24 protein-coding genes are annotated in these 24,960 nt (G+C 70.0%); 11 read left to right on the forward strand and 13 right to left on the reverse strand.

Features of this window, described 5'->3' with window-relative positions:
* Positions 1 to 135: 135 nt before the first annotated feature.
* Positions 136 to 1,122, reverse strand: a complete 987-nt coding sequence (locus tag G448_RS0101425; RefSeq protein ID WP_026406518.1) for a magnesium transporter CorA family protein — start codon at positions 1,120 to 1,122, stop codon at positions 136 to 138.
* Positions 1,123 to 1,395: 273 nt separating this feature from the next.
* Here G448_RS0101425 and G448_RS0101430 point away from each other — a divergent pair, with 273 nt between their 5' ends.
* The gene (locus G448_RS0101430; protein WP_026406519.1) at positions 1,396 to 3,381 is read left to right on the forward strand and encodes a cation:proton antiporter; all 1,986 of its coding nucleotides are present in this window, start codon (positions 1,396 to 1,398) and stop codon (positions 3,379 to 3,381) included.
* 183 nt (positions 3,382 to 3,564) lie between these two features.
* Here G448_RS0101430 and amrS read toward each other — a convergent pair whose 3' ends face one another.
* From amrS to amrB, 3 genes are read right to left on the reverse strand one after another with little or no spacing between them, the layout of a single operon-like run.
* On the reverse strand, positions 3,565 to 4,674 hold the full coding sequence (gene amrS, locus G448_RS0101435; protein ID WP_026406520.1) for an AmmeMemoRadiSam system radical SAM enzyme: 1,110 nt from the start codon (positions 4,672 to 4,674) through the stop codon (positions 3,565 to 3,567).
* Complete coding sequence (gene amrA / locus G448_RS0101440; RefSeq protein ID WP_245572129.1) at positions 4,671 to 5,303, reverse strand: AmmeMemoRadiSam system protein A; 633 nt, start codon at positions 5,301 to 5,303, stop codon at positions 4,671 to 4,673. The genes amrS and amrA overlap by 4 nt, the downstream gene beginning before the upstream one ends.
* Positions 5,304 to 5,305: 2 nt before the next feature.
* Entirely contained in the window at positions 5,306 to 6,124 is an 819-nt protein-coding gene (amrB, locus tag G448_RS0101445; RefSeq protein ID WP_026406522.1) for an AmmeMemoRadiSam system protein B, read from the reverse strand.
* Between the two features lie 141 nt (positions 6,125 to 6,265).
* Between amrB and G448_RS0101450 the strand changes: the two genes are divergently transcribed.
* The 3 genes from G448_RS0101450 to G448_RS0101460 are packed head-to-tail and all read left to right on the forward strand — an operon-like array spanning position 6,266 to position 8,945.
* Positions 6,266 to 7,411, forward strand: a complete 1,146-nt coding sequence (locus tag G448_RS0101450) for a histidinol-phosphate transaminase (protein WP_026406523.1) — start codon at positions 6,266 to 6,268, stop codon at positions 7,409 to 7,411.
* The gene (gene hisB, locus G448_RS0101455) at positions 7,408 to 8,007 is read left to right on the forward strand and encodes an imidazoleglycerol-phosphate dehydratase HisB (protein WP_026406524.1); all 600 of its coding nucleotides are present in this window, start codon (positions 7,408 to 7,410) and stop codon (positions 8,005 to 8,007) included. The genes G448_RS0101450 and hisB overlap by 4 nt, the downstream gene beginning before the upstream one ends.
* Entirely contained in the window at positions 8,007 to 8,945 is a 939-nt protein-coding gene (locus tag G448_RS0101460) for a hypothetical protein (RefSeq protein ID WP_026406525.1), read from the forward strand. The genes hisB and G448_RS0101460 overlap by 1 nt, the downstream gene beginning before the upstream one ends.
* Positions 8,946 to 8,990: 45 nt before the next feature.
* Here G448_RS0101460 and G448_RS14685 read toward each other — a convergent pair whose 3' ends face one another.
* Entirely contained in the window at positions 8,991 to 9,926 is a 936-nt protein-coding gene (locus G448_RS14685) for a polysaccharide deacetylase family protein (protein ID WP_084436202.1), read from the reverse strand.
* 127 nt (positions 9,927 to 10,053) lie between these two features.
* On the opposite strand from G448_RS14685, the gene hisH reads away from it, so the two are divergent.
* From hisH to G448_RS0101500, 7 genes are all read left to right on the forward strand, one after another.
* Positions 10,054 to 10,722, forward strand: coding sequence for an imidazole glycerol phosphate synthase subunit HisH (gene hisH / locus G448_RS0101470; protein WP_026406526.1), 669 nt, complete (start codon positions 10,054 to 10,056; stop codon positions 10,720 to 10,722).
* A 55-nt stretch (positions 10,723 to 10,777) separates the two neighbouring features.
* Positions 10,778 to 11,521, forward strand: coding sequence for a bifunctional 1-(5-phosphoribosyl)-5-((5-phosphoribosylamino)methylideneamino)imidazole-4-carboxamide isomerase/phosphoribosylanthranilate isomerase PriA (priA, locus tag G448_RS0101475; RefSeq protein ID WP_026406527.1), 744 nt, complete (start codon positions 10,778 to 10,780; stop codon positions 11,519 to 11,521).
* 337 nt (positions 11,522 to 11,858) lie between these two features.
* Positions 11,859 to 12,623: an SseB family protein gene (locus G448_RS0101480; RefSeq protein ID WP_211227945.1), complete on the forward strand. Its 765-nt coding sequence runs from the start codon at positions 11,859 to 11,861 to the stop codon at positions 12,621 to 12,623.
* A 436-nt stretch (positions 12,624 to 13,059) separates the two neighbouring features.
* Positions 13,060 to 13,695: a translation initiation factor IF-3 gene (infC, locus tag G448_RS0101485; protein WP_281170920.1), complete on the forward strand. Its 636-nt coding sequence runs from the start codon at positions 13,060 to 13,062 to the stop codon at positions 13,693 to 13,695.
* An 86-nt stretch (positions 13,696 to 13,781) separates the two neighbouring features.
* Positions 13,782 to 13,976, forward strand: coding sequence for a 50S ribosomal protein L35 (rpmI, locus tag G448_RS0101490; RefSeq protein ID WP_026406530.1), 195 nt, complete (start codon positions 13,782 to 13,784; stop codon positions 13,974 to 13,976).
* A 37-nt stretch (positions 13,977 to 14,013) separates the two neighbouring features.
* Positions 14,014 to 14,394: a 50S ribosomal protein L20 gene (rplT, locus tag G448_RS0101495; protein WP_026406531.1), complete on the forward strand. Its 381-nt coding sequence runs from the start codon at positions 14,014 to 14,016 to the stop codon at positions 14,392 to 14,394.
* Positions 14,395 to 14,528: 134 nt separating this feature from the next.
* Positions 14,529 to 15,446 (forward strand): TrmH family RNA methyltransferase, encoded by a 918-nt coding sequence (locus tag G448_RS0101500; protein ID WP_026406532.1) that lies wholly within the window; start codon positions 14,529 to 14,531, stop codon positions 15,444 to 15,446.
* Positions 15,447 to 15,553: 107 nt separating this feature from the next.
* On the opposite strand, the gene G448_RS0101505 is transcribed toward G448_RS0101500, so the two are convergent.
* The 8 genes from G448_RS0101505 to G448_RS0101540 all read right to left on the reverse strand — a co-directional run.
* Positions 15,554 to 17,284 (reverse strand): ABC transporter ATP-binding protein, encoded by a 1,731-nt coding sequence (locus tag G448_RS0101505; protein WP_026406533.1) that lies wholly within the window; start codon positions 17,282 to 17,284, stop codon positions 15,554 to 15,556.
* On the reverse strand, positions 17,281 to 19,095 hold the full coding sequence (locus G448_RS0101510) for an ABC transporter ATP-binding protein/permease (protein ID WP_051268493.1): 1,815 nt from the start codon (positions 19,093 to 19,095) through the stop codon (positions 17,281 to 17,283). The genes G448_RS0101505 and G448_RS0101510 overlap by 4 nt, the downstream gene beginning before the upstream one ends.
* Before the next feature lie 26 nt (positions 19,096 to 19,121).
* The gene (locus G448_RS0101515) at positions 19,122 to 20,162 is read right to left on the reverse strand and encodes an ABC transporter substrate-binding protein (RefSeq protein ID WP_026406535.1); all 1,041 of its coding nucleotides are present in this window, start codon (positions 20,160 to 20,162) and stop codon (positions 19,122 to 19,124) included.
* 61 nt (positions 20,163 to 20,223) lie between these two features.
* Positions 20,224 to 21,000 (reverse strand): ABC transporter ATP-binding protein, encoded by a 777-nt coding sequence (locus G448_RS0101520; RefSeq protein ID WP_034493961.1) that lies wholly within the window; start codon positions 20,998 to 21,000, stop codon positions 20,224 to 20,226.
* Positions 20,997 to 22,124, reverse strand: a complete 1,128-nt coding sequence (locus G448_RS14690; RefSeq protein WP_169720813.1) for a FecCD family ABC transporter permease — start codon at positions 22,122 to 22,124, stop codon at positions 20,997 to 20,999. Before G448_RS14690 ends, G448_RS0101520 begins: the two co-directional genes overlap by 4 nt.
* Before the next feature lie 26 nt (positions 22,125 to 22,150).
* Positions 22,151 to 24,268 (reverse strand): YcaO-like family protein, encoded by a 2,118-nt coding sequence (locus G448_RS17270; protein WP_156910882.1) that lies wholly within the window; start codon positions 24,266 to 24,268, stop codon positions 22,151 to 22,153.
* A gap of 5 nt (positions 24,269 to 24,273) precedes the next feature.
* Positions 24,274 to 24,411, reverse strand: coding sequence for a hypothetical protein (locus tag G448_RS17945; protein WP_156910883.1), 138 nt, complete (start codon positions 24,409 to 24,411; stop codon positions 24,274 to 24,276).
* Positions 24,412 to 24,650: 239 nt separating this feature from the next.
* Positions 24,651 to 24,960 (reverse strand): transposase (locus G448_RS0101540; RefSeq protein WP_156910884.1); only part of this gene is annotated, 310 nt, incomplete at its 5' end.

The raw sequence follows: 24,960 nt of genomic DNA on the forward strand, positions 1-24,960 counted from the left end.
GGGCCGATTCGTCCGGTCCGGCCGATGAGGGGGCTGCCCGTCCCGGCCGTCTTCGGTCTCACGCCAGGCTCGTCCGGTCCGGCCGGGCGATCGCCGCCCGAGCCGCGGCCTTCGACGGGGCCCGGGGAGCGGTGATCAGATCCAGTCGTTCCTGCGCATGATCGCGTACACGACGATGGCGGGGACGACGACCAGGATCGCCGCGGATATCAGTCCGGACGGCTCCCCGGCGCCCGGGTAGGGCACGTTGATGCCGAACCAGCCCGTGACGAGGGTCGGCACGGAGATGACCGCCGCCCAGCCGGCCAGCTTCTTCATCACGTTGTTCAGCCGCTGGTCCTGGAGGGACAGGTGGGTCTCGAAGACACTGGCGATCATGTCGCGCAGCGACTCCGTCCACTCCGTCGCCCGCAGGACGTGATCGGTGAGATCCGCGTAGTACGGATCCAGCTCGCGCAGCGAGTCGTCGCGGTGGCGCCACAGCACGTTGACGACCTCCCGCATCGGCAGGATCACGTGGCGCAGGGTGACGAGCTTGGTGCGCACGTCGTAGGCGGCGCGCTGGAACTCCGTGGAGTGGGAGTCCGGCGAGAACAGGTCGTCCTCCAGGCTCTCGATGGCGTCGTCCAGGTCCTGCACGGTCTCGAAGTAGCCGTCGACGATGAGGTCCAGGAGGACGTGCACCAGAGCCGCCGAACCCAGCCGCAGGAACTCCGGGTCGGAGTCGATGCGCTGCGCGAGCGCGCGGGCGTCGATGCACTCGGAGGCCCGGATCGTCACGAGCCCGCCGGGGAAGGAGAAGCCTGCGACCCTGCTCAGCTGGTCCTCCTCGTCCCCCGCCGTGGAGGCGAAGTCGGGCAGCGTCGTGTAGGTGACGAAGAAGGCGTAGTCGCTGTGCTGAGAGGCCTTGGGCCGCTCGTGCGGCGCGACCGCGTCCTCCACGGCGTGCGGATCGAGGCTCAGCTCGGTGGCCAGAAGCGTCAGCTCGTCGTGGGTGGGACTCACCAGGTCCGCCCAGACGAGCAGTGTCGGCTCCGCGAGGGCCTCGCTCAGACCGCGCGGACTCGTGGGGGCCTCATCGGTGGGATGTCCATCGCGCCATGCCAGGGCTCGGAAGGTCATGCGCCGATCCTGCCACCGCGAGTGCGGGAGCCGCACGCACTCTGGGAAGTGTTCTTGGTGGCGCCGACCCTGCCACCGCGAGTGCGGGAGCCGCACTCGCGTCCGCACTCCGAGGCTCGGGCCCCCGGATGCGCCATGCGGGAGCGCCGCGAGGACCGTGGCGGGACCGCCCGTCCGGTCCGGCGGGCCCCGCGGGAGTGCGGTCCCGAGGACCGGCGGTCCGGCGGGCGGGGCGCCGAGGGTGCGCGACTCCGCGGCCCGTAGGCTTGCCCCATGGACCTCCTCATCATCGCCGTGGCGGGCCTGCTGGCGATCGCCGGCGCCACTCAGATCAGCGACCGCGTCCGGGTGGCCCCGGCGCTCCTGCTGCTCACGGGCGGCGTCGTCGTGGGCTTCCTGCCGGTCGTGCCCGCCATCGAGGTCGGGCCGGAGATCATCCTCGAGGGGGTCCTCCCCCCTCTCCTGTACGCCACCGCGGTGAACATCTCCACCATCAACTTCCGTCGTGAGCTCGCCTCCGTGGCCGTTCTGGCGGTCCTGCTGGTGGGCCTGTCCGCCGCGGTCATCGGCGGGGTCCTCACGCTCGTCGTCCCCAGCCTGTCCCTGGCGTGGGCCATCGCCATGGGCGCCGTTCTCAGCCCCACCGACGCCGTGGCCATCTCCATCGCCAGGCGCCTGGGCGTCTCGCAGCGCATCATCACCGTCCTGGAGGGCGAGGGCCTGCTCAACGACGCCACCGCCCTCGTGGTCCTGTCCTCCGCCAGCGCCGCCGCGACGGCGGGCGCCGTGACCGCGGGAGGAGTCGTCGGCGACTTCGCCGCCGCCGTCCTCGCGGCCCTCGCCGTGGGCTGGGCGGTCGGCGAGCTCACGCTCCATCTGCGGGCCCGCATCACCGACGCCAGCGTCGACACGGTCGTGTCCTTCACGATCCCCTTCCTCGCGGCGATCCCCGCCGAGCACACGGGCGGCAGCGGGCTCGTGGCCGCGGTCATCGCCGGCCTCGTCACCGGCCATCGGGCCCCGCGCGTCCTGCCTCCCGACCACCGGATCGCCGGTCAGGAGACCTGGCACACAGTCGAGCTCGTCCTGGAGGGGTTCATCTTCCTCGTCATGGGGCTGCAGTTCTTCGGCATCGTCGAGGAGGTCCTGGCCGAGGGACCCAGCATCACCACCGCCGTCTGGCTGGCCGTCCTCGCCGGAGGGCTCGCGGTGCTGGTCCGGTCCGCCGTCGTGGCCCCCATGCTGGCCTGGCAGCGCCGCCGCGATGAACGGCACGCCACTCACTGGGAGGAGATGAGCGAGTCCATCCGGGCCTTCGAAGGGCGCTGCTCGGCCATCGCCCACGGCGACATCCCCGAGGACATGCAGATCCCCTGGGACCGCAGTCGACGCGGGCTCAGGCGCCGGATCAGGCGGGCGCTCAGACTCCACCGCCTTCCCGCCGACCCCGAGCGGAGCCGGCGCCGCGCCTCGCAGGCCCTCGATCGGATCCGCCGTCGCGGCGCGGACCTGGAGTACTACCGCGATGAGCCGCTCGGCCTGCGGGAGGGGGCCGTCATCGTCTGGGCGGGCATGCGCGGCGCCGTCACGCTCGCGGCCGCTCAGACCCTGCCCGCCCAGGCCCCCAACCGGCCCTTCCTCCTCCTCATCGCCATCATGGTGGCCGCGGGCTCCCTCGTCGTGCAGGGCCTGACGCTCCCGTGGGTCGTCAGGGTCGTCGAGCCGTCCATGGAGGGGCCCGCCGATGAGGAGGAGCGCGGCGAGCTCGTCCGTCTTCTCATCGTCGCCGCCAAGAGCGCCGTCGCCGAACGCGATGAGGGAGTCGGCGACGCGGGCCGGGACGGAGCGGACTCCGGAGGAGCGGCGGAGGGCTCCGCCGTGGTCATCGAGCACGATGCCGTCGGCCCCGACCCCGTGGAGCCGTCCGCCGTCTCGGCGCTGGAGCCCGGTGGCCCGCGGCGGGGCGGTGCGGCGGTGGACATCATCCCGCAGAGCACCTCGGATCTGGCCATTCGCATCGTGGGGAAGGACGATGGCGGGGAGCCCGTCTCCGCCGTCGGAGCGGCCGAGACGTGGAAGAGCTCCGAGTCCCGTCGCGAGCTCGCCGCCACCCGGCGGATGATCCTGGACATGATCCGCGCCCAGCGCGAGGCGCTCCTGGACGCCGGAGAGCTGGGCCTGTACTCGGCGGGCTCCATCGAGTACGCGCTCATGCGCCTGGACTACGAGGAGGTCATGCTGACCTCTCAGCCCCAGTGATCCCCGGTCATGCCGGTGCGCCGCCGACGGCGCCCGGTCGGGGCGGTCGGGACCGGGCTCTCTCGCGCTCGTTCCCGCGCCGCCGTCGTGCCCGTTGCCGTGCTGGTCCTGCGCCCGCCGGGGTCAGGCACCCCGTGTGCTCGAAGTGGCCGGGAAGCCAGGCTGGTCCTGCGCCCGCCGGGGTCAGACGGCGCCGATGGCGACCCGCTGCGGCCACCACTGGCCCGTCGGCGGCGGCGGTCCGGCCGGGTCCCAGATGCCGGGGACGTGGCGGCCGCACCGCGGGCAGGCGCCGTCGGGCGTGATCCGGTAGTCGGCGACCCGGTAGCCGTCGCGGTCCACCAGGAGGGCCCCGCAGCCGGCGCAGCGGGTGGCGGCGCCGTCGCGGGTGCGGACGTTGCCGAGGTAGACGTGGGCGATCCCGGCGTCGTGGGCGATGGTCCGGGCCCGCTCCAGGGCGGAGGCCGGTGTGCGCGGGGTGTCCAGCATCCGATGCGCCGGGTGGAAGGCCGAGAAGTGCACGGGCACCTCGGCCCCGAGCTCGGCGACGATCCAGTCGCACTCGGCGGCGATCTCGGCGTCGGAGTCGTTGCGCCCGGGGATGAGCAGGGTGGTGATCTCCAGCCAGGTGCCCAGCTCGCGCACTCGCACCAGCGTGTCGAGCACGTCGTTCAGGCGTCCTCCGGTCACGCGCCGGTAGAAGTCGTCGGTGAAGCCCTTGAGGTCGATATTGGCAGCGTCGACTGTGCCGAAGAGCTCGTCGCACGGCCCGGGGCTGATCCATCCCCCGGAGACCGCCACGGCCAGCAGCCCCGCCTCGTGGCAGGCGACGGCGGTGTCGATGGCGTACTCGGCGAAGACGATCGGGTCGTTGTAGGTGAAGGCCACCCCCACGGCTCCCACGTCGGCCGCGGCCCCGGCCAGGGCCCGGGGGGAGGCGGGCGCGGCGAGGGTGTCGAACTCCCGGGAGGTGGAGATCTCCCAGTTCTGGCAGTACTTGCACGCCAGGTTGCAGCCCGCGGTCCCGAAGGACAGGATCGTCGATCCGGGCAGCACGTGCGCCAGGGGCTTCTTCTCGATGGGATCCAGGACGAAGCCGGAGGACCGTCCGTAGGTGGTCAGCACGATGGCGTCCCCGACACGGGCGCGCACGAAGCAGAATCCGCGCTGGCCGTCGCGCAGGGCGCACCGGCGGGGGCACAGCTCGCACCGCAGCCGTCCGTCCGGCATGGCCCGCCACCACCGGGCCGGGTGGGGCTCGGCGGTCGTCGTCCCGGTGGCCCTCGCGGTCATGGTCGGCCTCCTCGCGCCTCGCCCGAGGGGACGCCGGACTCGGGCTCCAGCCAGGCGGTCACCGTGTAGATCTCGATGACGACGTCGCGCCCCCGGTAGCCGGCGGGCAGACCGGCCTTGCGGCGCAGGTGGGAGAGGAACTCCGCCGGGTCGGGCAGCTGGTCCCACACCTGGGGCAGGAAGGTCGCGCGGTGGCCGGGGGCCGACAGGATGACGCCGTCGACGCCGGGGCGCAGCCGGGCCAGGAGCTCGGGCTCGTCGGCCGCCGGCAGGGCGGTCGGGGCCGACAGGACGGAGACCTCCACGACGACGTCGTCCAGCTCGGCCCGGTCCAGGGGCGGGAAGCGGGGGTCGCGGCAGGCCGCGGCGACGGCATTGGCCTCCACGTCCTCGCGCAGCGGGCGGCGGGCCTCGAGGCTGCCGATGCAGCCGCGCAGGGCGCCGCCCGGGGCGCGCCCCGAGGTCAGGGTCACGAAGCACGCTCCGGGCGCGTCCAGCCAGGGGGCGTCCGGGGCGGCGGGCTCATCCGGGCCGAGATGCCGGGCGATGGCCGCGCGGGCCAGGGGCAGGAGGACCAGGCCGGCATCGGCGGGCGGTCCGGGAGCCATGTCGGGAGTCACGACGAGCACCTCTATTCCTCGTGGAGGGCGACGGCGGCGTAACCCACCACCCGATCGGGGGCGCCGATGGTGTCGGCGGAGGTGGCCGCCCCGAGCAGGTGCGGCGTCAGGCCCCGCTCGCCGGCGACCATCAGGAGGGCGTCCACCCCGGTGGCGCCGCAGGCCTCCTCGTGGCCGATGTCCGCGCGCAGCGCCAGGATGCGCTCGATGGTCGCGTCGTCCACCCGCCGGGCCTCGGCCCGGGGCAGGTAGTGGGACAGGTCCGAGCTGATCACCACGAGGGTGTCCGGGCTCCCCAGGAAGGGGCGAATGGCCTCGGCGGCCCGGTCGGGGGCGATCCGCCCCACGGCCAGGGGCACCACGCTCGTCCCGGGCAGTACGACGCTCAGGAAGGGGAGGTGGACCTCCAGGGAGTGCTCGGCGGCGTGGACATCGGGCCGGGTGACGACCAGCCCGGCCGCGGCCAACGCCTCGATCTGCGGCGGGACCTCCACCGTCACGGGGCCCAGCGGGGTATCCATTGCCCGGCAGCCGGGCAGGGCGAGTCCGCGCACGCCCACACGGTGCGCGGGCCCCAGCATGACGACGCGGCGGACCCGCCCGCGCAGGGCCCCGGCGCGCACCCAGGCCAGGGCCGCGGTGGGACCCGAGTAGACGTAGCCCGCGTGAGGGACGATGAGCGCGGCCGGGTCGGCATCGACGCCGACGGCGGAGCGCGCCGCCTCCAGCATGGTCTCGACGTCGGTCCGCAGACGAGCGGGCTCGGCGGGGTAGAACAGGCCCGCCACCGCCGGTGGGCGCACCTGCTGGGACTGCGACGGCTGACTCATGAGGATCGCGCTCCCTGGATCGCCTGACGTCCCCAAGGGTACCCGCACGACCCGCCGGGCGGGGGCGGATGGCGCTGGTGGGAGCGGGTATCGCCCCGGGGCCGCGGGACGCCGGAGGGGAGGGATCGTAGACTCCCGGGCGTGAGCACCCTTCCCATCCGACCCGGCCTGGAGGGCTGCGAGCCCTACGGGGCCCCCGAGCTCGACGTGCCCGTGCGGCTCAACGTCAATGAGAACCCCTACGCGCCGTCTCCGGCCGTCGTCGAGTCCATGGCCCGGGCCGCCGCCGGGGCCGCCGCCGGCCTCAATCGCTACCCCGACCGCGACTTCCCGGCCCTGCGCCAGGACCTCGCCGACTACCTCGCCGTCGAGTCCGGGGTGCGGCTGGGGCGGGGGAGGATCTGGGCGGCCAACGGCTCCAACGAGGTCATGCTCCATGTGCTCCAGGCCTTCGGGGGCCCCGGGCGCACCTGCCTGTCGTTCACCCCCACGTACTCCATGTACCCCGAGTACGCGCGCGACACCCTCACCGACTACGCCACCGGGCCGCGCCGCGCGGACTTCACCCTCGATGCGGGGGCCGTGCCCGCCGCGATCGAGCGCACCCGTCCCGCCGTGCTCATCCTGGCCAGCCCCAACAACCCCACCGGCACCGTTCTGCCGTTGGAGGACGTGCGCTCCGTCCTGGAGGCCGCCCGCGGCAACGGGCCCGCGGGCCCCGACGGCGCCCCCACCGACGTCGTCGTCATCATCGACGAGGCCTACGGCGAGTTCCGCCGCCCCGGCGTGCCCAGCGCCCTGGAGCTGCTGGTCGAGGACGACGGCGGGCGCTACCCGCACCTGGCCGTGGCCCGCACCATGTCCAAGGCCTTCGGCGCGGCGGGGCTGCGTCTGGGCTACCTCGCCGCGTCCCGCGAGCTCGTCGACGCCCTGCGGGTCGTGCGCCTTCCCTACCACCTCTCGGCCATGACGCAGGCGGTGGCCCGGGCCGCTCTCGCCCACCGCGAGGAGCTCATGAGCCGGGTCGCCTCCCTGCGCGCCGAGCGGGACGGTGCGGTGGACTGGTTGCGCGGCCGGGGTCTGACCGCCCACGACTCGGACGCCAACTTCGTGCTCTTCGGGGTTTTCCCCGATCGGCGGGCCGTGTGGCAGGGTTTGCTGGACAGGGGCGTGCTCGTCCGCGTCGTCGGCCCCGAGGGCTTCCTGCGCGTCAGCGTCGGAACGCCGGAGGAGATGGCCCGGTTCAGGCACTGCCTCGTCGATGTCCTCAAGGAGACCCGAGTATGAGCCGCACCGCCCGCATCGAACGCGTCACCAGCGAGTCGACCGTCGCCGTCGAGATCGATCTCGACGGCACCGGCGCCACCGACATCTCCACCTCCGTGCCCTTCTACGACCACATGCTCACCGCCCTGGGCGCGCACTCGCTGGTCGACCTGGCCGTGGCCGCCACCGGCGACACCCACGTCGACGTCCACCACACGGTGGAGGACACGGCCATCTGCATCGGTGACGCCCTGCGCGCCGCGCTGGGGGACAAGCGCGGCATCCGCCGCTTCGGCGATGCCCTCGTTCCGTTGGACGAGGCCCTGGCCCAGGCCGTCGTCGACGTGTCGGGCCGCCCCTACCTGGTTCACGACGGCGAGTCCGAGGCCTTCGTCCATCACCTCATCGGCGGGCACTTCACCGGTTCGATGGTCCGTCACGTCTTCGAGTCCATCGCATACCATGCCGGCATCTGCCTGCACGTGCGGGTGCTCGCCGGCCGCGACCCCCACCACATCGCCGAGGCCGAGTTCAAGGCCCTCGCCCGCGCCCTGCGCACCGCCGTCGAGCCCGATCCTCGCGTCGATGGCATCCCCTCCACCAAGGGAGCACTGTGATGCACGATTCCGATCCCACGCCCCATCAGGACCCCGAGGACCGCGACCGGCCCGAGGCGGCCGATGACCCGGCGCCGGGCGCTCGCGCCGAGTTCGGCGACGCCCCCCGCGCCGACGGGCCCGAGCACGACATCGACGCCGAGTTCGCCGCGATGGTGGAGGGCCTGGCGCTGCCCGGCGAGATGCAGGCGGACCTCGAGTCCGTCGATGAGGCCGGCCCTTCGATCATCTCCGTGGACGACGTGCCCCACAACACGTACACGGCCCCGCGAGAGCCGCTGACCGGCGGTCGGGGCGGGACCGATCGGGATTCGGCCGATCGGGACCCGGCTGACGAGGATGCGGATGGGCCGGTCCCGGGCCGGGCCGCCGAGGAGGAGCCGCAGGAGACGCCGGACGCCGGGGCGCCCGGGTCTCCGCGAGCGGTGAAGGTCGCCGTCGTCCTCACGCCCCTGGCGAGCGCGGAGGCCCTGGCGGCCCTGTGCGCCATGAGCGAGCTGGACTGCACCGTCGTGCCCGCGCGCTCCGGCGCCTTCGCGGTCAAGGAGTTCGTGTCCGCCCACGTCGAGTGGGACGTCTCCGAGCTGCTCGGAGGAGCGGAGACCGAACCCGCCGAGGCCGCCGAGCTCGCCTCGACCCTGTCGCGCCTCAGCCGCGCGGGCGTCGTCCTGCTGACCGCGGACCTGGCCACCGACGTCGGCATCGAGTCGGGCCTGTCCGGGACCATCACCGCCCGCCGCTACACGAACGGCGACGCCGGTGAGGACGCCGCGGCGGGGCTGCTGCTGGCCTCGGTCGACCAGGAGGTCGAGGACGTCCTGCTCGGCGCGACCCGCGCCGATGACATCAGGGGGGCGGTGAAGTCCTCCGAGGTCAAACCGTCCAAGGCCATGCGGTGGTTCACGCGCGGGCTGCGCCGCCCCCGCGGCAAGCGGTGAGTCGGCGGGCGCGTCGTCGTGGTCCCGGCGGCGCGGGGGCGACGCTCACCCCGCCGCCGAGGCGTCGGAGAGCGTGAGGAAGACGGTGCCCTCCGCCAGCATCGCGGGAACGGCCGCCAGGTAGCCCGCACCGGTGTCCGCGGCGGGCTGGTTCATGTGGGAGATGACGATGTCGCCGGCGCTCGCCCGCCGCACCTCCGCCTCGACGGTGCCGGCGGGGAAGGTGGCGCCGCCATCGCCGTTGACCGAGAATCCGGCGGCCCGCAGGCCCAGGCGGGCGGCGATCGCCAGGGCGACGTCGTCCCAGTGGGCGGTGCCGGGGCGGAAGAAGCGCGGCGCCCGACCGGTGCGCTCGGTCAGGGCGACCTGATTGCCCATGATCTCGTCCCAGACCTCGCCCGCGTCCCGCGTTCCGGGGATGCCGTAGGCGGCCGCGCCGGTCACCGACATCGGCAGGTGGGCGGTGCCGTGGTTGGCGATCTCCACGGTCTCGCACGCCGCGAGTCTGTCGGTCAGGTCCGGGTTCGCCTCGACCCATCGGGAGTTGAGGAAGGCGGTGAAGGGGACGGAGTCGCCGATGAGCATGTCGACCAGCGCGGTATCGGCACCCGATCCCCCCGGGCCGCCGCAGGCGTCCAACGTCAGGCACACGCCCGCCGCCCGGGTGTCCGAGGCGATCCCCTCGCCGACCAGGTCGAACCAGGCGGGCGCGCGCCCGGTGAACTCGGCGATGATCTCGTCGCGCGAGGGGGTCCCGGGCTCGGGGGAGGGGGAGGTCGCGATCGTCTCGGGAGTCTCGATCGCCCCGGGGTCCCCGGTACCGGGGGCCCGGCTCGGCGAGGCGGTCTCGGCGACCGGCGATGAGCGGGGCGGGGCCGATCCGGGCGTTCCGCCGCACGCGCCGAGCGCCGTCAGCCCCGTGACGGCCAGGAGGCCGTGCACGACGGCACGGCGGTCGGGTTCGGACGATGAGACGGGCATACGCGGATTCTGCCATTCCTGCCGTCGTGCTCACCCGCGCCCGCTCCCGGTCGGGTGGGCGGCACTCGGCTCGGCCTTTGCGACGGGATGAGGACTGAGTCGGGCTCTTCCCCGGTATGGTGGCCGTATGAACCAGCCCCGCGTCGTCGTCCTGTCCTACGGCAGCGGCAACGTCCGCTCCGCCGTGCGCGCCCTGGAGCGGGTCGGCGCCGACGTCGAGCTGACCGCCGAGCCGGCCGCCGTCGAGGCCGCCGACGGACTGGTGGTGCCCGGCGTGGGGGCCTTCGGCGCCGTCATGGAGCGGTTGCGGGCCGTGGGCGCCCCGCGCCTCATCGACCGCAGGCTGGCCGGCGGCCGGCCCGTGCTCGGCATCTGCGTGGGCATGCAGGTGATGTTCGAGTTCTCCACCGAGCACTCGGACGGGCGCGCCGAGGGACCGGACGACGGCGATCGCCCGGCCGGGCTCGCCCAGTGGCCCGGAACCGTGACGCGACTGCGGGGCGATGTCGTGCCCCACATGGGTTGGAACAGGGTTCGCCCACCGCGCGACTCCGCGCTCTTCGAGGGTGTCGCCGACCAGCGCTTCTACTTCGTCCACTCCTACGCGGCCAAGACGGACCCGGCCGTGCTCCTGGGGCCCGGCGCCGCGCCGCCCCCGGCCGTCACCTGGTCCACCCATGGCGAGGACTTCGTGGCCGCCGTTGAGAACGGTGCCCTGTCCGCCACTCAGTTCCACCCCGAGAAGTCCGGCGACGCCGGCGCCCGCCTGCTCCGCAACTGGCTGACCACCCTGTAACCGGGCGGTCGCCGGCACCGCGTCCGCAGCCACCGCACCATCGAAGGAGCCCACCATGCTCGCTCTCCTGCCCGCCGTCGATGTCGCCGATGGCAAGGCCGTCCGTCTGCTCAAGGGGGAGGCCGGCAGCGAGACTGACTACGGCAGCCCCGTCGAGGCCGCCCGCGACTGGGTCGAGGCCGGTGCCGAGTGGATTCACCTGGTCGATCTCGACGCCGCCTTCGGACGCGGGTCCAATGCGCCGCTGCTGGCGCGCATCGTGGGCGAGGTCGGCATCAAGGTCGAGCTGTCCGGGGGCATTCGAGATGACGCCTCGTTGGGTCGTGCCTTGAGCGCCGGCGCAGCTCGGGTCAACCTGGGCACCGCCGCCCTGGAGGACCCCGAGTGGACCGAGCGCGTCATCGCCGAGTACGGCGAGAGGATCGCCGTGGGCCTCGACGTGCGCGGCACGACCCTGGCCGCTCGCGGCTGGACCAGGGAGTGCGGCGATCTGTGGGAGACGCTGGCGCGCCTCGACGCCGCCGGCTGCGCCCGCTACGTGGTCACCGACGTCACCAGGGACGGCACCCTGACCGGTCCCAACACCGGGCTTCTGCGCCGGGTGTGCGCCAGTACGCGGGCCCCCGTCGTGGCCTCCGGCGGCATCGCCCGGCTCGATGACCTGCGCGAGCTGGTCCGCCTCGTCCCCGAGGGCATCGAGGGGGCGATCGTGGGCAAGGCCCTGTACAACGGCAACTTCACGCTTCCCGAGGCGCTGGCGGTGGCCAGTGGCGAGGAGGGCGACACCCTGCCGCGATGACCGCCGAGACCGCGACGGGCCGACGACCCGTCCGCGCTCCGGAGCTCCGGCGTCCCCCGGTACCCGATCACCGTCCCGTGCGGTGCTCGGGCGCCTCGACGCACCCGCTCATGAGCGGCCTCTGGGCGTCGCGGTGCGGACGCGCTACCGTGGCCGCGTGAGTGATCCCCGTCCAGGTCCCCGGTCCGACGACAGGTCGGGCACCCGGTCGGAGACAGCACCGGCCTCCCCCTCCACGGGCCCTGCGGGCTCCGTGGGCTCTGCGGGCGCTCCCGCGCCAAGCGCTGCGGAGCCCCCGCCCTCCGGGACGGCCCGGGCCCCCCAGGTGGTCGCGGCGATGGCGGCCCGGGCCAAGCTGGAACGACTCCTGGCCGCGCCCGCGCTCTTCGCCGCTGATGACGGCTCCGCCGACTCCGCCGTCGTCAGCGCCCTGGAGGCCGCCGATCGCCCGCGTCATGAGTATCTCGATGCCCTGTGGGGCGCGTTGGCGGCCTCGCGCGTCATCGTGCCCGTGGCGGCCCACGCCCTGCCCGGTGCGCGCACGGCCGTGCACCTGGCGGCGCCGGACGTGGGGTCGCGGACTCCCGATCACACGATCCACACGAACGACGCCGCTCAGGACGCCGCGACCCTGGCCGTGGACCTCCCCGATGGGCATGTCGCTCTGCCGGTGTTCACCTCCGCGCAGGCGATGTCCCGTTGGCGCGCCGACGTGCGCCCGGTCCCGGTGGAGCCCCGACGAGCGGCGCAGGTGGCCTGCGTGTCGACCGACCGGCTGTGGGTCCTGGACCCGGGCACGCGGGATCTGCGTCTGCCCCGGCCCGCCGTGGTGGCGCTGTCCGGAGGGGAGGCCTGGGTGCCGTCGTGGCGCAACGGGCCCGTCCAGGCCGAGGTCCGCGCTCAGCTGGAGGAGGTCGACGGTGTCACCGGGGTGGCCTTCGCCCCCGGGCGGGACGCCGAGCTGCGGGTGTTCATCCGCATCGACGCCTCGCGCGGCCGCAGTGCGGTGGCCCGGACCCTGGAGGGCTGCCAGCGCATCATGGTCAACCCGGCCTGGGGGGACCTCATCGATACCGTCGAGCTCTGCCCCCTGCCGGCCTGAGCCCGCTCTCCCGGGCGGCGCTCCGCCGCCCCTCCCTTGCCGCCGAGCCCGGTCCGGTTCCGGCTCGCGATCGGTCGGCCTCGCGTCCGCCCGCGGACCGCGGTGCCACGGGGCCGGGGGCACGGGCCGCTCGCTGGTGGCCGGTGTCACCGCATCGCCGGCTCCGCGGTTCTGGGCAGGAGCTCACCGACCTGGTATGGTTTTCCCGACCGGCCGGAGTTCCTTCTCCGGCGCGCAAGCGGAGAAATCCCACCTGGGTCCCTCGCGGGGCCGGGTCATGCGAGGAGATGTCCTCGGCGGTTCCGGGCGTCTTGACGCCCGCGATCGCGCTCGGATGAGCACATGTACGGCCTTCGCGCGTATTCGCGGCGGAGGCTTTTTTCGTTGCAGCGGTCATCATCACCGAGAGTGAGGAAAAGCCATCAGCGAGCCCCGTATCAACGAACGGATCCGCGTCCCGGAGGTGCGTCTCGTCGGCCCCAGTGGTGAGCAGGTCGGCGTCGTCCGCGTCGAGGACGCCCTGCGCCTGGCCGAGGAGGCGGGCCTCGATCTGGTCGAGGTGGCGCCCGACGCGCACCCTCCCGTGTGCAAGCTCATGGACTACGGCAAGTTCAAGTACGAGTCGGCCATGAAGGCGCGTGACGCCCGCCGCAACCAGGCGAACACGCAACTCAAGGAGATCCAGTTCCGCCCCAAGATCGACCAGCACGACTACGCCACCAAGATGGGGCACATCGAGCGGTTCCTCAAGGGCGGCGACAAGGTCAAGTGCATCGTCCGTTTCCGCGGTCGTGAGCAGTCCCGTCCCGAGCTGGGCATCCGACTGCTTCAGCGCGTGGCGGAGGAGATGGGCGAGTTGGGCACGGTCGAGTCCCAACCCCGCCAGGACGGCCGCAACATGGTCATGGTCCTGTCTCCCACTCGCAAGAAGGCGGAGGTCAAGTCCGACCAGCGCCGTCGTCGCGAGGAGGCCCGCGCGAGCCGACGCGCCGAGAAGCACGCGGGCAGGGCCAGGAGCGCCTCCGCCCCCGGTTCCGGCGGGCGAGCGCGGAACCGGGCCGGCGAGGCCTGACGCGCAGTCCATCACCCACCCCGCGGCAATCCGTCGGGGTCCGCAGCCCGGGCCGTCCGGTCGGGGCCGAGAAGAGGAAATCCACAATGCCGAAGAACAAGACGCACTCCGGTGCCAAGAAGCGCTTCCGGGTCACCGGCAGCGGCAGGCTCATGCGCGAGCAGACCAATAAGCGCCACCTGCTCGAGGCCAAGTCCTCCCGTCGCAAGCGCCGGCTGGCGCTGGACCAGCCCGTCGCCAAGTCCGACGTTCGTCAGGTCAGGAAGTTGCTCGGTCGCTGACCGGCCCATCACGTATACGTCATAAAGGAGTCACCACATGGCACGTGTGAAGCGGGCTGTCAACGCCCAGAAGAAGCGTCGTACCGTTCTCAAGAAGGCCTCGGGCTATCGCGGCCAGCGCTCCCGCCTCTACCGCAAGGCCAAGGAGCAGGTCACCCATTCCGGCGTCTACGCCTTCCGCGACCGTCGCGCTCGCAAGGGCGACTTCCGTCGTCTGTGGATCCAGCGCATCAATGCCGCGGCCCGCGCCGAGGGCCTGACCTACAACCGGTTCATCCAGGGCCTCGGCCTGGCCGGTGTGGAGGTGGACCGCCGTATGCTGGCCGAGCTGGCCGTCAACGAGCCCGAGGACTTCAAGGCCCTCGTCGAGGTCGCCCGCGGCGCCCTGCCCGAGGACGTCAACGCGCCCAGGGCCTGAGCGCTGCGGCGGCTCTCCGCTCGTACCGGGCTCGTACCGGGCTGGAGCCGCCCGAGTCCTCGTCAGGACCCCTCGATGCGGGTGCAGGCGAGGACTCTCGGCGCCCCGGTCCGGGACTCTCGTAGGGTGACGTCATGAGCCGTACCACCGCCGACCCCGGCGGCCCTCTGCAGGACGATGCCGAGCGGGCCGCGCGCGGTCGGCGCTTCGGCGCTGCCGTTGTCGTCGGCGACAGCGCGGCCGCCGGCCACGAGGTGCTGACCAACCCGCGATCGGCCCGCGTCTCGCGCGTGGCCGGCCTATCCCGCCGCAATGCGCGGGCCAAGCACCGGCGCTTCCTCGTCGAAGGCCCTCGGGGCGTGCGCGAGGCCGTTCGTCATGCCCCCGACCGCGTCCTCGACGTCTACCTCACCGAGGCCGCCGTCGAGCGACACGGTGATATCCGGGAGGAGGCCGCTGCCGCTGGCCTGCACCTCCATGTCACCAGCGAGCGGGTCATGGACGCCATGAGCGCCGACGCCCAGGGCGTCCTCGCCGTCGTCGCCACCGAGGGGGCCGCCGGCTCCGAGGCGCTGGCCACCGCCCTGGAGGGGGCCGGGCTCGTCGCCGTCCTCACCGGGGCCCAGGACCCCGGCAACGCCGGTGCCATCATCCGGGCCGCCGACGCCGCCGGAGCCGACGCCATCGTGCTCGTGCGCGGCAGCGTGGACCCCACGGCGCCGAAGGTCGTGCGCTCCACGGCCGGGAGCCTCTTCCACTTGCCCATCGTCACCGGCGTCGCCCTCGACGACGTCGTCGCCGCCCTTCACGGGGCCGGGCTCACCGTCCTGGCCGCCGACGGTCACGGCGGCATCGACCTCTTCGAGGCCGAGTCCCTCCTGGGCGCCCCCGGCGCCTGGCTGCTCGGCAACGAGGCCCGCGGACTGCCCCCGGAGGCGCTGAGCAGCGCCGACGCCGTCGTCTCCATCCCCATCTACGGCAAGGCGGAGTCGCTCAACGTCGCGGCCGCAGCAGCCCTCTGCCTCTACGCCAGCGCCCGGGCGCGGGCCTGAGGCGGAGGGCGGACGACGAGCCGGGTCGAGTCGAAGGCCGCGCGGCGCTTCCGGGGACGTCGTCGACCATGGTGCCGTCGTCGTGCTGCGGTCCTCGCGTCGTGCGGTCACCCCGGCAGCTGCTCCGCGAGGATGCGACGGTAGAGCCCACTGGCCCGAACGAGGTCCTCGTGGGACCCGAACGCCTCGACACGGCCGTTGTCGAGCACGTGCACCGCGTCAGCGCTCGCCATGGACGCCATCCTGTGGGTGATCACGAGCGTCGTGCGCCCCTTCCGCAGACGGGCGGCGGAGGAGGTGATCTCGCGCTCCAGCTCGGGATCGAGATTCGCGGACGGCTCGTCGAGGATGAGGAGCCGGGGCTGTCGCAGGAAGGCCCGTGCGAGGACCAGTCGTTGCCTCTCCCCTCCGGACAGACCGGTTCCCCGGTCCCCCACGGGGGCGTCGAGTCCTCCCAGATCCTCGACGAGCCCGTCCAGACCGGCGGCGCGCAGACAGGACCACATGCTCTCCTCATCCGCCTCCCACGCCGCCAGGCGCAAGTTGGAGCGGAAGGTCCCCGTGAAGACGTGCCCGTCCTGGGGAACGAGGGCGACGTCCCTCCTGTGCTCGTCCGGATCGAGTGCCCTGAGATCCTCGCCCGAGAAGCGCATGCATCCCTCGTCGGGGTCCATGAAGCGCATGACGAGGTATGCAAAGGTGGACTTCCCGGCGCCGGAGGGGCCGACCAGGGCGATCGTGCGCCCGTCGGGGATCACGAGGTCGACGTCCGCCAGAACGCGGTCGGCGCCGTAGCGGCAGCCGACCGACTGGGCCACGAGGTCGCCGTCCTCGCCGGGACGGCGCGGAATCGGCAGGGGAGCGCCGGCGACGGGATCGGGGGCGCTCAGGATCTCCTGGACCCGGTGGGCGCATGACGACACCTCGCCCATGATCCCCATCATTCCGGCGAGAGAGGAGACCGGGAGGGTCGCCAGCCCGCAGAGCACGACGGCGACGGGCAGGAGATGGGCGGGGTAGGTCCCCTCCGCGGCGCGGCCGGTGAGCACGACGAGAATGACGATGTTGATGACGGCGGCGCCCGCACCGGCGAGAGCGGACTCCGTTCCCCTGCGGAGCGCCTGATGGAGCTTGTCCCTCTGCACGTCGGCCGTCGCCCTGAGCACCCTGCGCGTGTGCTCCTCCCGCTGCCCCAGCACGTACAGCTCGCGCGCTCCGACGACCGACTCCAGCCCCAGGGACTTCAGCAGCGACAGACCGGTTCGGACCCTCTCCCCCTGCATCCGCTGGAGCGGGCTGAGGAGGAGCGGGAGGAGCAGGAGCAGGCCCGCCGACACCAGGACGAGGAGAGCGAGAGGACCGATGAGCTCGATAAGGACGGCCTCGATCACGATCGTGTTGACCACCGCGGCGACGGCCACGGGCGCGGTGTGGGCGTAGAACCACTCCAGCTGCTCCATGTCGTTCATCGCCGCCGCGGTGAGGTCGCCGATCCGCCGTCCCGCAAGCCCCCGCGGGGCGATGCGCTGGATCGCGGCGTACAGATCGATCCGCATGCTCGCGAGAACCTGGTAGGCCAGTTGGTGGGACCACCAGGCGTCGTACAGGTAGCCCACGGCGTGGGCGAGGGCCAGGGCGAAGAGGACGACGAACAGCGCGGTGGGACTGTCGGAGGCGGTTCCCCCGACGAGCCTCGTCGTGATCCACACGCTGACGACCGATACGAGGACGAGGGCGATCTGATGGATGATGATGACCAGGACGGATCCGACGAACAGACGCCGGACGTCCCTGAGGCGCCCCATGATGGACGCGAGATCGCTGATCGTTCGTCTCATGTGCCCTCGCTCTCGGCCGTGCTGTCCGTCGTGCTCATCACCGTGCTGTCCACCATGCGGGAGAACTCACCTCCGGCTTCCACGAGATCGCTCGGCGCTCCGAGCTCGACACCGCGCCCGTGGCGCAGGACGAGGACGTCGTCGGCCAGCTGCGCGACCTCCATTCGGTGGGTCACGAGGATCAGCGTGGTCCCCGGGAGGCGTTCGCGTATCCTCCTCAGGATCGTCATCTCCAGGCGCGAGTCGAGAGCCGACGTGGACTCGTCCAGGATGAGCACCCGGGGACTCCTGACCAGTGCTCGTGCTATGGCGAGGCGCTGCCTCTGCCCTCCGGAGAGGTTCGCACCGCCCTCCTCGATGGCGAGGAGGAGATCCTCATCCGTGGCCCGCCCGTCCGCGTCGTCGCAGCGATCGGTGCTTTCGCGATCGTGGAAGCCGTATGCGCCGGCGATGGTGAGGGCGCGGAGCTCATCGTCGCGCGTGGCCCCGGGAGCCGCCCCGCGAAGGATCTCCTCGACCGTGCCCGGGAATATCACCGATTCCTGAGGGACCAGAGATACCACCGATGGAGCATCCAGCTCGCTGGACGGAATTCCGCCGATCACGATGCTGCCCGAGCTCGGGACGTCCAGGCCGAGAAGGAGCCCCAGGAGTGTGGACTTGCCCGAGCCCGATCCGCCGACGACGGCCAGGAACTCCCCCTGGCGGACGTCGAGGCTCACGCCGTCGAGAGCCCTCTCCGTCGCGCCCTCGTAGGAGTAGGAGAGCTCCTCCGCGGTGATGTCCGCGAGTGTGCTCTCCGGGAGAGAGCCGCGGGCGCGCGGAGGCTCCGTGGTGGGAACTCCATTGAACGCGGCATGGATCTCGGTGGCGGCGCTCAGTCCGAAGTATCCCGCGTGGAAGGCGCTCGCCAGCTCCCGCAACGGGCGGAAGACCTCGACGGACAGCAATGCGATGAAGAAGAGCCGATCGACGGGGTAGGCGCCGCGGGAGGTCTCGAGGAAGCCCAGCAGAAGCGCCAGAGCGGGACCCAGCACCATGACCGCAGCGGAGGCGCCCGTCTCCCCGAGGGACACGCGGAGCTGGGTGAGAGTCGTGCGCAGGAGCTCTCTGGAGCGCCGGGCGAGTCTCTCGCCGTAGCGCTCGCTCGCGCCGAAGGCCTTGAGCGTCGTCATGCCCATCATGGCGTCGACGACGTCGCTGTTGAGTTCCTCGTACGCGGTCCAGTGCGCCTGCCCCTCCTCGGCGAGGGCGCGGTCCCACAGGCGGGGGATGAGGAAGGTGACGACGGCGCAGGCGAAGAGCACGGCGCCGATGAGGGGACTGGTGATCGCGATCCAGACGCAGAGCGCACCCGCGGTGAGGGTGGTGACCGCGATCTGGGGCAGATAGGTGCCGAAATAAGGCTCGATCGCCTCCACGCCATCGACCATCATCGACTCGACGCCGCCCGCCCGTGACGAGCTCAGGCGCATCGGCCCGCGGCGGTCGATCTCCGCGAGTATCGCACGCCGCAGACTCGTCTTGAGGAGCAGGCCGACCCTGTTGGACGCCACCCCCCGCAGAAGGCCGAGAAGAGGCGTGACGATGAGAAGAGCGGAGAGGACGCCGATGAGCCGCGTGAGGACCGAGGGGCTCCGCTCACCGAGCAGCTCTGCGAATATCAGGGAATTGACGAGCGCCGTTCCCACGTGAGAGGCGCTCGTCACCACCCCGACGGCGACGGGGAGGAACAGGACCAGGGGAGTGACCCCGGCTGCGCGCAGGACTGCCCTCTGGCGGCCTCCCCACGTAATGCGTCGATCGTTCACCCGTACCACTCCTCGGTTTCCGATCGTCAGAAGGCGGAGCGCTGTTCGACTACTGTTCGCGTGGCGTTCACCGCCTCGACCGTCGGGTAGGCGGCTCCGGAGGGGAGCTCGATGATCTGATTCTTCTTGAAGGCGGTGGTCTCCGTCATGCCGGGAATCCTGCGAAGCCGCTCCATCGAGTCCTCGAAGGTGATGCCTCCCTCACCGGTCGTGACGACGAGAACGTCCGGATCCTCCTTGAGGATGGTCTCCGGGGACAGTGCTCCGTTGAGCATGGCGTCGTAGGAGGGATCGACGACGTTCTTGAGACTCGCGGTGTTGAAGATCCCCTGGATCGTCGAGTTCCCGCCGTAGGCGTAGAGGTCGTCCGAGGCGTCCCAGTAGTACACGCCCGCGACCTTGAGCTCGGTCAGGCCCGCTCCTCTGCTCCTGGCGTCCGTCAGCGTGCTCTCCATGTCGGTGGCGCTGGTCTCGGCGGCCTCCCGCGTGTTGAGGAACGTGCCGACGTCGCGAACGTGCTGCGGAATGGAGTCGAGATTCGCGAAGTCGCCGGCGCTGTCCGGGAAGAGGTACGAGCAGCTATCGGGAGGAAGAATGCCGACGATCCCATTCGCCGCGAGATTGTCGAGGGTCAAGTCGCCCTCGCCTATCGCCGAACCGTATATGACGTCGGGCTGCAGTCCCAGGACCTTCTCGAAGCTGATGCTTCCATGATCCGCGCCGCCGCTCACGGCGACCTGCTCGACGGGCGAGATCGCCTCCTCTATCTCAGGGCTGTACAGGGCCCCGTGCTCGCCGAAGCGGGCGACCATCTTGTCGACGCCGCCGGCGGCGACGATGTTGGCGACTCCTGTGCGCCCTGCGGCGATGACTCTGGTCGGCTCCTCGTTCACCGTCGCCTGCTGCCCGCAGAAGGAGACGGTCATCGGGTACTGGCCATCGCCCACCGAGGACACGCTGCTGTCGCCGGTCGCCGACTGGCGACCCGACGTGTCGCTGGTGGCACAGCCTCCCAGCACCATTGCTCCGATTGTCACGACGGCGAGGAATGGCAGGGTGCCTCTCATCTCTTCTCTTCTCCCTTTGTCCGTGTCCGGGCGTTCGTCTGGTCATTGCGCTGTTGTCTGGTCATCGTGCTGTGAAGAGGAACTGCGGACTCCCGAGGTGCTCCACCCGTGAGACCTCCACCTCGTACAGACGTCGGATGGACTCCTCGGAGAGCACCTCGTCCACGGGGCCCGCCGAGTGCACGCGGCCGTTGTCGAGCATGTGGATCTCATCGCAGTACCGGGCCGCGGCGTTGAGGTCGTGCAGGACGACGATGATCGTCTTCCCGAGGCCGCGAAGGGCTCGGAGCAGTTCGTGCTGATATCGGATGTCGAGGTGATTCGTGGGTTCGTCCAGGAGGATGCAACCGCCGTCCTGAGCCAGGGCGCGCGCGATGACGACGCGCTGGCGCTCCCCGCCGGAGAGCTCGTCCGAGCGACGGTCCTGGTACTCCTTCATTCCAACGGCCTCCAGGGCGTCGAGCGCGTGGAAACGGTCTTCCTTGGAGTAGGGGCTGAAGTCCGAGACGAATGGGAGCCGACCGAGGAGCACCTCGTCGAGGACGCTCATCCGGTGGGGAGCTGAATTGTTCTGAACGACCACGGAGATCTGCCGGGCGATATCACGCGATTTCAGTCTCGACAGATCCACTCCGTTCAGAAGCACGCGACCCGAGTCCGGGCGCAGGGCCCCGTACATCGTGCGCAGGAGCGTGGTCTTGCCGGATCCGTTGGGGCCGACGAGACCCGTGACGATTCCGCGGTGCACCTGGGCGCTCACCCCACGCAGGGCGCTCACCCCGCCGTAGGACACGGTGACGTCCTCGACCGCGTACACCGGAGGGGTGCAGGCCCTCATCCGTCCTCCGCCTTCGTGCGACGCCCGATGAGGAGCATGAGCAGGGGAGCCCCCAGGAGTGATGTGATGATGCCGATTGACATCTCCCCGGGGGCCACGAGCATCCTGGCGACGAGGTCGGCGAGCACGATGACGATCGCGCCGGTGAGCGCGGCGGCGCCCGTTGATCGCCGGAAGACGCCCCCGTGAAGCCTCTTCGCCAGATGAGGGACGACCAGGCCGACGAATCCGATCGTTCCGGTGATGGAGACGAGGAAGGCAATCGTGAAGGAGATCACCACGAACGCGTGGACGCGCTGCCCCCGAGGATCGATACCGAGAGTACGGGCGACGTCATCGCCGAGGGAAAGTGCGTCGATGCGTCGTCCGAGGGCGACCAGGTACGCGATCCCCACCGTGCTGGCGGCGATGGCCACTCCCGCCTCGACCCAATGGCTTCCGGAGAGTGAGCCCAGCATCCAGAACATGATGCCGCGGGACGTCGTCGGATCCTTGGCCATCATGATTAGGAAGCTCGTCAGCGCGGAGAAGAAGAAATTGACGGCCATTCCCGCGAAGATGACGCGCGTTGTGGTCAGGGCGCCGCCCGCGCCGGCGATGATCATGACGATGGCCAGTGATCCCACTGCGCCGACGAAGGCTCCCAGACCCACTCCCAGATGGAGGCCCGCCATCGCCCGTGAGGCGCCGAGCACCATGACAGCGGCCGCGCCGGTCGAGGCTCCGGAGGAGATGCCGAGGATGTACGGATCGGCGAGGACGTTCCGCAGCGTCGACTGGGAGGCCAGGCCCGCGACGGCGAGGCCGGCACCGCATGCCGCGCCGACGAGGACTCTCGGCAGCCTGGTTCTCCAGATGATGCTGTCATCGACGAGGCTCGGCTCCGGCAGGAGCCCCCAGTCCGCGGTCGTGAGATGCCTGATGATGACCCGCAGTGTCACCCCGGGCGTCACGGACTCGGCCCCGAGCCCGCAGGCGAGGATGACGACCCCCAGCAGAATCCCGAGGAGTAGGAGGTCGACGACCGGGGCGCTTCTCAGGAGGTGTAGGGAACCATTCCCGATGCTCCCTTTCCCGATGCTCCCTTTTCGGAAAATCGCTGTAGTCCTCGCTCGGAAAAGCAATTCTCTCCTCCGTGGAATTTATCCGCTTATGCATGGGGCAGGGGGAAAAAATTGAGTTCTTCAACACGTTGAGGTCGTGAGTGAAGTCCGATTTCGAAGTAGGTGTTCAGAATTCTATCCTTTCCCAAGGTAATGTCGCCCGCTGCGAAATTGGGAACCAATCCCGGTACGATTGCCCGCAGAACATTTCCGCCGCATGCGAGAATATCCTTAGTTGTCACGTCGGCAGCAAAAACCTCGAAACCATGACGTTCAAGTCGATCTCGATAGAATCCTACGGTGCGGGATTCGCCTTCGTTCACGAGATCTTCATCCAGCGGTTGTACAGGGCGATCGAGGTGAGGGGCCCTCAGCTCTGCTGCTCGTGGATCGAGGTTGATGTGCTGCTGAATCATAAGATCGGTTACTCTATTGTAGTCCCACTCGATGGTGTCAAGGTATTTCCTGTCGCCACGCCAGGGCAGCGCCATGCGAGGAGAGAGTTCCTTGTTAGCGATTGAACGGTACATGCGTCCATTCGGGTTAAGCAGATCCACTGCGCCATCGAAAAGCGTTGACGCTTCGGTGATCGCCTTCAATGCGGCATCCTCAATAGTGGGACGACAGGAGAAGCCAATATTGCACGTCCGGTATTGCCGATTCTCTAGAACTGCTGCGATGACCGGGATCTTGAATTCGCTGGGAAGAAGGAAGAAAGAGAGGCTGAAGCCCCGTTCTGTGAATGAGTCTGCTACTTCTTCGACTGCGTCTCTCCGGATGGTGACGCGGTTGAGGGTCGGGCGGCTGTGCCACCAGATCATTGTTGCGTCGCGCTCAATGATCTCCTCGAGACCATTGACAAGCGCTCCCTCTGTGTCGACCCCCGCTGCGATTCCCGCGTAGGGGACGGGGTTGACCAATGGGAAACTATCCACCTTGCGGCCAGCGAGCGTGCCTGCTCGATTGTAGTTGACGTACACCATTGAAAGAGGGACGAGCGCATCGTCTTGTCGAGAAATATTCTTGGCGGGGAACCAGGGGATAACCGTGGATCGTGTCAGTCTCTCGAAGCGGCACCCGGGGTTCGCGTACTGCTCGTCGCTGAACAGGACGAACTTCTCCGGTGCGACGGGATGAAGTCCTTCAGACGCAAGAGCATCGTAACTCGAGACGACGACGCGATCCATGTCCAGAACATTGACGCAGTATCGCTCCACCGCTTCTCCGACTGCGGCTCGTCGGGCCTCCAAAGGATTGCGTACGGTACTCCCCTGGCACACTGTGTTATTGCTCCACGGAGATATCACTCGGATGTCTGTGACGTCGGATTGGACTGTGGAGATGAGGGGAGGCAGTGCCGGGTGGTGCTGAATGCGTCGGAGGCGGGTGATGATTCCAGCCGTTTCGTCGCAGAACTCGGGATCGTGAAGAGAGCATATGCGAGGCTCTGTGTGGTAGCCCGCCCATGTAATCCATGGGACCAAGACATGTTTTTTCTCTTCTCTGGCTAGGAGGTCGATCGTTGTCCACTCCAGGCAGGAGAGGGCGTCCGTGACTTCATCGTTGATAGAAGTAGAGATATTCAGACTGTCCGGCGTGAGAGATAACTTTTCGGCGATGACGTCAAAAAGAGGAGTGCGCAGGCTTGCCCACGTCGTCTCCGGAACCAGGCTGGCCGATATTATTCGTTTCTCAAGGTGACGGTATAGATTGGGGTATTCGGGGGTGGAAAGGGGTCCTATGACCAGTTGGGGATAGCGCACGAAAACCGCTTTCATCGCGGCGCCGAACGCCAGGGCTTTCGTCTCCGTATTCAACAGATGGTTGAAGTCGGGGCTGATGTCGATTCTGAGAACTACAGAATTGTCGGGCAGTGAACCAATGTCCATGAATTCTGCGGTATTGAAATGAGAATTCGCGGTTGCTTTCAGGTGGGAGGGTAGAGGATGGTCGGTCACCACTACCGTATGTGCGGATCTGGGTATTGATACTTGCGTATCCCTTCCTGTGGATAAGGGAACCGGAATGGCCTGGTCTGCGCGAACGACAAGATGTTCTGCTTCTTCTCCGTTTAGGGCGACCAGTCGACCGTCCTTTGTGCGGGCGAAAGAATTCTTGTCATTCCGCCAAAGTTGTACGAGGTCCATTCCGGTTCCCTTTTTCACGGAACTCAGATCTCCTCGTCGGCGCTCAGCTGGAAGGCTGAAGTCGGGAGAACGGCGGGGTGGTGGTTGGAGTTCGGTGCCAGAATCTCCTCGTCACGGCCACTCTCGTGGATCTCAGTGATCTCGGGCGTCTTGTCAGTCATGATGTTTCCTAGAGTTCGGTGTCAGGAACAAGTCGGAAGGGGAGTAACCCCGCCCGACATGGTTAGGCTAGCCTTGGCACAGTATCATGTAAAGCATAGCCCAGGTCACGATCAGGGTGCTGTTGATGCTGTGAGACGGGGCTGCGGCCGGGGTGTCGGCGGAGTGGCTCGCCGCGTGTGGTGGCGCGGTAGTCGGTGGTGCCGGGGTGCACCTACTGCAGGGGGTCGGCAAAGTCGGGTCAGGTGCTTGGCTGGGTGATGAGCTTGATGGCTTGTTTTGGGCGTCGTGACAGGGATCTGGTGGTCGAGGCGATACCGGCGCCGGGGCCGTGGACCAGGCGGATGAGGCCGATGGCCAGGTTGCGCAGGGCGGCCATGATCTCGGGGCCGTTACGGGTGCGCAGCTGGTGGCGGTCCTCATCGAAGACCACGTCCCTGACCCAGTGGAGCCGGTTCTCGATTCCCCAGTGCCCTTGGACCCAGGCCGCAACCTGCTCGGGCTGAGCCTGCTCCATAGGCAGCGAGCAGACCAGGTAGACCACCTCAACG

It is taken from the genome of Actinomyces gerencseriae DSM 6844 (assembly GCF_000429265.1).
GTDB classification, from domain to species: Bacteria; Actinomycetota; Actinomycetes; order Actinomycetales; family Actinomycetaceae; genus Actinomyces; species Actinomyces gerencseriae.